Below are 7351 nucleotides of genomic sequence, written 5' to 3' on the forward strand. Positions count from 1 at the left end.
CCGCCCCCGGCGCCTTGGGCCTCGCCCTGGCTTCGCCGCCGGCCGCCGTTTCAAGGACCGCGCGCAAGGGCACGCCCCTTGCCCGGGGTGGCCGTTTTTCGTTTCCTCCCCCCTCACGGATCGTCATGGCTGCTCCCCTTTCCCTCCAGGCCTACGTGGACGGCGTGCGCGCCGGCGATCGGGCCACCCTGGCGCGTGCCATCACCTTGGTGGAAAGCCGCCGTCCCGACCATCAGGCCCTGGCCCAGACCCTGCTCACCCACCTGCTGCCGTTCTCGGGCCACGCCCACCGCGTCGGCCTCTCCGGCGTGCCCGGGGTGGGCAAATCCACGTTCATCGAGGCCCTGGGCTGCCAGCTCACCGCCCAGGGCAGCAAGGTGGCGGTGCTGGCGGTCGATCCGTCGTCGTCGCGCTCCGGCGGCTCGATCCTGGGCGACAAAACCCGCATGGAACGCCTGTCGGTGGACCCCAACGCCTTCATCCGCCCCTCGCCCTCGGGCGGGCGCCTGGGCGGCGTGGGCCGCGCCACCCGCGAGACCATGATCGTGGTGGAAGCGGCGGGCTACGACGTGGTGCTGGTGGAAACCGTGGGCACCGGCCAGTCGGAAACCCTGGTCGCCGACATGGTGGACTTTTTCCTTGTGCTGATGCTGCCCGGGGCCGGCGACGAGTTGCAGGGCATCAAGAAGGGCATTCTGGAACTGGCCGACATGATCGCGGTCAACAAGGCCGACGGCCCCAACCGCGACAAGGCCCGCCTTGCCGTCACCCAATACCGGGCAGCGCTGTCGATCATGACCCCGGCGCATCCTGACTGGACGCCGCCGGTGGTGTCGTGCGCCGGCCTGTCGGGCGCCGGCCTCCCCGAGCTGTGGGACATGGTGCGCGAACACCGCACCCGCATGGAAGCCAACGGCGCCCTTGCCGCCCGCCGCCGCGCCCAGCAAGTGGATTGGATGTGGGCCATGGTCGAGGACCGCCTGAAGGACGCCGTGCGCGCCCACCCGGATGTGCGGGCCCTGCTCCCCACCCTGTCGCAAGGCGTGGTTTCCGGCACCACCACCGCCACCCTGGCCGCCACCCGCATCCTGGAAGCCTTCGGCGTCACGGCGGAAGGGTAAGGGGCGGCCGGATCCGCGAGGTCCGGCCTTCGCCCGGGCGAGAGGCGTCCCGCCCCTCGCGCTCCCGAGCCCGGGGCCTCGGCCCCGGGACCCGGGAAGCCGGGCCCCTCCCCTACTGCCCCCGGATCTGCAAGACGTGCTGCTGGCCCAGGAAAAGGTCGCGCGACAGGGTATCGACCTTGTCGAGCCACGCCTGTTCGGCCAAACAGGTTTCCGACAACACGGGCGGGCGGCACACGTGCACGGTGCCGTCGGAATCCAGGGCCACGTGGAGCCCGGGCAAGGGGCGCAGCGCCACGCCGTCGGGCGGGCGGGTGAGGGCCAGCGGGGCCGAGGCGTCGAGACCGAGCAGGGAAAGGACGAGGCCCGGCACCTGGTACAAGGGCAGCGCGCCCACGGGCAGCGGCCCACGCGAGCCATCGATGATCAGCAAGGGCGTGGCGACCAGATCGCGGAACATGCGGTCGTCGAACTCGGCGCGGTCGGCCGCCAGAACCCCGGACGCCTGATAGGCCTGGAAATCCGGGCCCAGGTACGGCAGGTGATCGCCAAACGCCACCACCAGGGTTTCGGGATCACGGGCGTAGACCTCTTCCAGAAAGGCCATGAACGCCCGGGATTTTTCGTAAACGGTATTGGCGTAGCGCTCGACCAGTTCGTCGCCGCCGGCCGCGCGCACAACCCGGGGCGTGGCGTCGTTGAGCGGAAAATCCAGGTGGCCGAACAAGGTAAGGATATAGGTGAACGTAGGCGTGCCGGACTCGCGCATCGGCCGCAAGGTGTCAAGGACCTGACGGTACAACGAGGCATCGCTCAGGTAATCGCCGTGCATGTCGTCCAGCACGAAATCATCGCGTGAACGGTAGGCGTTGAAGCCCACCCGGTCGTAGGCGTTCACCCGGTTCCAGAACACGGGGATGTTGGGGTGCGACGCGGTGGCGGCGTAGCCGGCCTCGCTCAGCAGACGGGGGAGGCACGGCACCTTGTTATGCAGCCGGGTTTCGAAAAACACCGTGTCCTCGGCGATGGGAAACCCGCACAGGGCCTCGAACTCGGAATTGGCGGTATAGCCGCCAAACACGGGCACCAGGGCCTGCGAGTGTCCGGCCGCCTCCCACAATGCCCGGAAGCGTTCGTCCAGGGGATCGCGGCTCAGCCCCGCGTTCTTCAGCACCGAGGGATCCCAGAAGGATTCCAGCACGACCATGACCACGGGGCGCGACGGGGCCTGGGCCTGGAACGCGGGTTCGGAGGAATGGGCGCTGACCACGTTGGAATGCAAGAAGGCCTGGGCCGTGCGCACGGCCTCCCAGCGAGGGGGCGGGCTCAGGTGGGCCAGGTGACGCGCGGTTTCCTGGGCCATGTGCAACAGCGGCCCCCGGCTTTCGTAGTTGGTGCGCTGGTCCCACACGATGTTGCCCAGCAGGTCATCAAGCGCGCCCACCGTGGCCTTGGGGCTCGCCACCACCGGCAGGGCAACGAGGCACAAGGCGACCAGCCCGGCCCGGGCGCGGCGCCCGCGAAAGGTCAGGGCGCGGGCCCCGACCAGCCCCAGAATGCCCACGAACACAGCCGCCAGGGCCAGCCGCTGGTTATCAAGGATCAGCACCAGCGAACGCAGGGCATAAAGATCGTCGGGCATGATCGGCCCGCCAAGAATGCGGATCTTGAGGGCGTTGCCCCCGTGCAGGGCCAGCAACAGCACGGCGGCCAGCCCCACGAACCATACCCGCGAGCGCGCGAGCAGCAGCGCCGGCGCGGCCAGCGCCAGGGTCAGCCCCAGATCCCGGATCAGGGCCCCGCGCCACAAGGCCACCCCCAGAACGCTGTCAATCCCCGCTTGCAACACAAGGTAAATCACCGCGATCGCGGCCAGGGGACCAAGAAACCGCGCGACCGGACGCCAGGAAAAGGACATTAGTACCCCTCTGTTGTTCGTAAAAACACCTGAGCGCGTTCCCGGACCGCCGGCGCTGATCGCCCTTGCCCCGATATCCGCAACTCGGTACCCATTTGAATATTACAGAAGTATGACGCCCCGACCATACGCCACCCCGCGCCCCCAGGATAGCGGGGAAAGCCATCACGCCATGGCAATCGAGTGAACCGATTGTCATGGCGTTTGTCCGATGCCCTCAAGCGTTGGGCGCGCACTCCGTGCGCTTGACTCATGCGGCAGGGGCCGCGCGCCGCCGTCGCGGCGTTGAGGACCCCTCTTTCAAGGGCATCCAGGGCTTCACCCGAGTGCCCTGGCCACCACCCTTGCGTGCGCCTTCCCGGCGTTGATTGACAAGCCTCCGGGGGGCGGGCACAGTGGGGGCTTCACCAGGGGCGTCCCGCCAAGGGGCTGAGAGTCTGCTGGGCCGAAAGGCAGCGCAGCGACCCGTTGAACCTGATCCAGTTCATACTGGCGTAGGGACGGTGCGGACGCTGGCGGGCCTGATGCCCTTTGTTTTCTGGCTGGTGTCCTTGGTTTTTCCCCGTCTTCCTCCCGTCCGAAACTGGGTCTCCCATGCCTCGCCAGCAAGGAGCCTTGAGTCATGATGAGTCCCCCGACCCCGCCCGCCGCCACGCCTTCGGATCTGGATCCCTCGGGCTCCCACCCCGCGAACTCCTGTCCGGCGGTCACCACGGGCGCCTTGCCCGCCTCGACCAAGGTGTTCCTGGCCGGCTCGCGCCACCCCGACGTGCGCGTGCCCATGCGCTCCATCGCGCTCCACCCCAGTTCGGGCGAGCCACCGGTACTGGTGTACGATTCCTCGGGCCCCTACACCGACCCGGATGCCGTGATCGACATCACGCGGGGCCTGCCCTGCCTGCGCGCCGGCTGGATCGCCGCCCGGGGCGACGTGGAGCCCGGCCCGACACGCACGGCCCCCTCCTCGGAGCCGGATGCGACCAACGAGACCGAGGGCCCGGCAACGCCGGCGTTTCCCGTGTCGCACCCGCCGCTGCGGGCGAAGGGCGGGCGGGCCGTTACCCAACTGGCCTACGCGCGGGCCGGGATCATTACTCCCGAGATGGAATTCGTGGCCATCCGCGAGAACCAGGGGCGCGAGGCGGCCCGGGCGGCGGGTGCGCGCGATGGCGAGGCCTTTGGCGCCACCTTGCCCGACATCGTGACGCCCGAGTTCGTGCGCGATGAAGTGGCGCGCGGGCGGGCCATCATCCCCGCCAACATCAACCACCCGGAAGCCGAACCGATGATCATCGGGCGGAATTTCCTGGTGAAGATCAACGCCAACATCGGCAATTCCGCCGTGGCCTCGTCGATGGCCGAGGAGGTGGAAAAAATGGTGTGGGCCACGCGCTGGGGCGCCGACACGGTGATGGATCTTTCCACCGGCCCCCAGATTCACAACACCCGCGAATGGATCTTGCGCAACGCGCCGGTGCCGATTGGCACGGTGCCCTTGTACCAGGCCCTGGAAAAGGTGGGGGGCGTGGCCGAGGATCTGAACTGGGAGATTTTCCGCGACACCTTGATTGAACAGGCCGAACAGGGCGTGGACTATTTCACCATCCACGCCGGCTTGCGCCTGCACCATGTGCCGCTGACCATTGAGCGCGTGACCGGCATTGTGTCGCGGGGCGGCTCGATCATGGCCCGCTGGTGCTTGCACCATCACCGCGAGAGCTTCCTGTACGAGCATTTCGAAGAGATCTGCGACATCGCCCGCGCCTACGACGTGGCGTTCTCGCTGGGCGATGGCCTGCGCCCGGGCTCGATCGCCGATGCCAACGACGCCGCCCAGTTCGCCGAGTTGGAAACCCTGGGCGAACTGACGCAAATCGCCTGGGCCAAGGACTGTCAGGTGATGATCGAGGGCCCCGGCCATGTGCCGATGCACAAGATCAAGGAGAACATGGACAAGCAGCTGGCCACCTGTGGCGAGGCGCCGTTCTACACCCTGGGCCCCCTGACCACCGATATCGCGCCCGGCTACGATCACATCACCTCGGCCATCGGCGGCGCGATGATCGGGTGGTTCGGCACCGCGATGCTGTGCTACGTGACCCCCAAGGAGCACCTGGGCCTGCCCGATCGCACCGACGTGAAAACCGGGGTCATCACCTACAAGATCGCGGCCCACGCCGCCGATCTCGCCAAGGGCCATCCGGGCGCGCGCTCGCGCGACGATGCCCTGTCGCGGGCGCGCTTCGAGTTCCGCTGGGAAGACCAGTTCAATCTGTCGCTGGACCCCGACACCGCCCACGCCTTCCACGACAAGACCCCGGCCCAGGAAGCCCACAAGGTCGCGCACTTCTGCTCGATGTGCGGGCCGAAATTCTGTTCCATGCGCCTGTCCCACGACCTGCGCGCCCAAACCCAAAAGGCCCAAACCCAAAAGGAAGGCATGGCGGCCATGGCCGCGAAATACCGCAAGGGGGGGGATCTGTACATGCCCGTGAAGGAGGAGACTTGAGGCCATGACGCCCCCATCCCTTCTGCTCGCCCGGCTGCGCGACACCGCGCCCCTGGTGCAGTGCATCACCAACTACGTGGCCATGAACATCACCGCGAACGTGCTGCTGGCGGCCGGGGCCTCGCCGGCCATGGTCCACGCGACCGAGGAAGCGGGCGAGTTCGCGGCCCTGGCCGGCGCGACCCTGATTAATATCGGCACCCTTTCCGCCGACTGGCGCGAGGGAATGCACCGGGCGGCCGAGTCCGCGCGGGCCCACGGCAAGCCCTGGGTGCTGGATCCGGTGGCCCACCAGGCGACCACCTTCCGACGCGCGACGGTGGCCGGGCTGCTGGCCTTGCACCCCACCCTCATCCGGGGCAACGCCTCGGAAATCATCGCGTTGGGAGGGGGCAGCAGCCAGGGCCAGGGCGTGGACAGCGGCGACCCGGTGGAACACGCCGCCGCCCTGGCCCGCGCGGTGGCCCGCCAGCACGGCGCGGTGGTGGCCGTGACCGGCGCGGTGGATTACGTGAGCGATGGCACCCGCGCCGCCTGGGTGGCCGGGGGCTCGCCCCTGATGCCCCGGGTCACGGCGCTGGGCTGCGCGCTCTCCGCCCTGTGCGCCGCTTTCGCCGCCGTGGCCCCGCGCGAGCCGTTCGCGGCCACGGTGGCGGCGCTGGCGCTGTTTGGCGCCGCCGGCCGGATCGCCCACGAAGCCGCCGCCGGCCCGGGCTCGTTCGCCGTTGCGTTCCTCGACGCCCTGCCCGGCGTGAACGGCGCGGCCCTCGATGCCCTGGTGACATATGAAAACGCCTCCCTCGCGGCCCCCGACCAGCCGTGAACCCGATCGATCTTTCGCTTTATCTGGTGCTTGATCCCGACTTATGCCGCCGGCACTCGATGGTGGAAACGGCGGTGCGGGCCGTGGCCGGGGGGTGGCGGTTGTCTCGGCCCTGTGCGGCCAGCCCGACCCGGAAGCCGCCGCCCGCGCCTTCCACGACGCCCTCGCCCACGCCCGGACTACTCCGCGATAGGGGAGCCCGACGGACACAAGAAAGGCGCGCGACTCCCCTGATTCCCTGGTAGATTGAAAGTCACGCTTTCGGACGGGGGAACGCGCGGGTGGCACACTGGCGATGCGCGCCGGCGGAAGGAACCGCCGGGATTCAAGAAACGGTGGCCCGCGCCACGGCCGGCGACACGGTGGTTCTCGCCCCCGGGATATACGAAGGCGACATCCCCATAGCCCTGTCGGCGGGACTCAGCGTAATCGCCGAGCCGGGGGCGGAAATCCTCCACGCCGGCGCCGGCCCGGTCTTCCTGGCCCGGGGCCTTACCGGCGTTCACCTGCGCGACCTCGTTATCCACGCCCGCCGCCCCCAGCCCCCAGGCCCGGACGAAGACCCGTTGTGGTCGGCCCTGATTCTGTTGGATAGCGTGACCAACGCCCGGGTTCACGGCGGGCGCCTCACCGGGGGAGGAACACATGCGGCCGGCGTGCTCTGCCGCCAGGGCACCAACATCGAAATCCGCACCGTCACCGCCTCGGATTTCGCCGGAACGGCCCTCGCCCTTCTCTCCACCACAACCGCAACCGTGGACGGCAACGACTGCGGCGCGAACAAGGGCAACGGTATCGAGATTGCGCGGGATCCCCGAAGCCCCGATACCCCCGCCACACACACCACCCTCCACGCCAACACTTGCCACGACAATGACGGGATCGGCATTGCCCTCTTCTCCACCGACACCACCACCCTGGACCGCAACGACTGCGGCGCGAACAAAATCCACGGCATCGCGGTGGCGCGGGATTCCAAA

5 protein-coding genes and 1 riboswitch are annotated in these 7351 nt (G+C 68.8%); of the genes, 4 read left to right on the forward strand and 1 reads right to left on the reverse strand.

What is annotated here, in order from left to right:
* The first annotated feature begins 125 nt into the window (after window positions 1–125).
* Complete coding sequence (gene meaB / locus ROR02_RS04625; RefSeq protein WP_147162844.1) at window positions 126–1121, forward strand: methylmalonyl Co-A mutase-associated GTPase MeaB; 996 nt, start codon at window positions 126–128, stop codon at window positions 1119–1121.
* Window positions 1122–1233: 112 nt separating this feature from the next.
* Here meaB and ROR02_RS04630 read toward each other — a convergent pair whose 3' ends face one another.
* Window positions 1234–3039, reverse strand: a complete 1806-nt coding sequence (locus tag ROR02_RS04630) for an LTA synthase family protein (RefSeq protein ID WP_147162845.1) — start codon at window positions 3037–3039, stop codon at window positions 1234–1236.
* 399 nt (window positions 3040–3438) lie between these two features.
* Window positions 3439–3558: riboswitch (TPP riboswitch) on the forward strand.
* Between the two features lie 103 nt (window positions 3559–3661).
* Here ROR02_RS04630 and thiC point away from each other — a divergent pair.
* The 3 genes from thiC to ROR02_RS04650 form a co-directional block, all read left to right on the forward strand.
* Entirely contained in the window at window positions 3662–5548 is a 1887-nt protein-coding gene (gene thiC / locus ROR02_RS04635) for a phosphomethylpyrimidine synthase ThiC (RefSeq protein WP_456152346.1), read from the forward strand.
* A 4-nt stretch (window positions 5549–5552) separates the two neighbouring features.
* The gene (thiM, locus tag ROR02_RS04640) at window positions 5553–6371 is read left to right on the forward strand and encodes a hydroxyethylthiazole kinase (protein WP_147162846.1); all 819 of its coding nucleotides are present in this window, start codon (window positions 5553–5555) and stop codon (window positions 6369–6371) included.
* A 281-nt stretch (window positions 6372–6652) separates the two neighbouring features.
* A partial coding sequence (locus tag ROR02_RS04650; protein ID WP_147162847.1) for a right-handed parallel beta-helix repeat-containing protein occupies window positions 6653–7351 on the forward strand: 699 nt, incomplete at its 3' end.

This window comes from Pararhodospirillum oryzae (assembly GCF_007992075.1).
Taxonomy (GTDB): Bacteria; Pseudomonadota; Alphaproteobacteria; order Rhodospirillales; family Rhodospirillaceae; genus Pararhodospirillum; species Pararhodospirillum oryzae.

Bases quoted from the DNA above. Each gene is read 5' to 3' on its own strand.
- meaB (WP_147162844.1), top strand. From the start codon at position 126: ATGGCTGCTCCCCTTTCCCTCCAGGCCTACGTGGACGGCGTGCGCGCC.
- ROR02_RS04630 (WP_147162845.1), bottom strand. From the start codon at position 3,039: ATGTCCTTTTCCTGGCGTCCGGTCGCGCGGTTTCTTGGTCCCCTGGCC.
- thiC (WP_456152346.1), top strand. From the start codon at position 3,662: ATGATGAGTCCCCCGACCCCGCCCGCCGCCACGCCTTCGGATCTGGAT.
- thiM (WP_147162846.1), top strand. From the start codon at position 5,553: ATGACGCCCCCATCCCTTCTGCTCGCCCGGCTGCGCGACACCGCGCCC.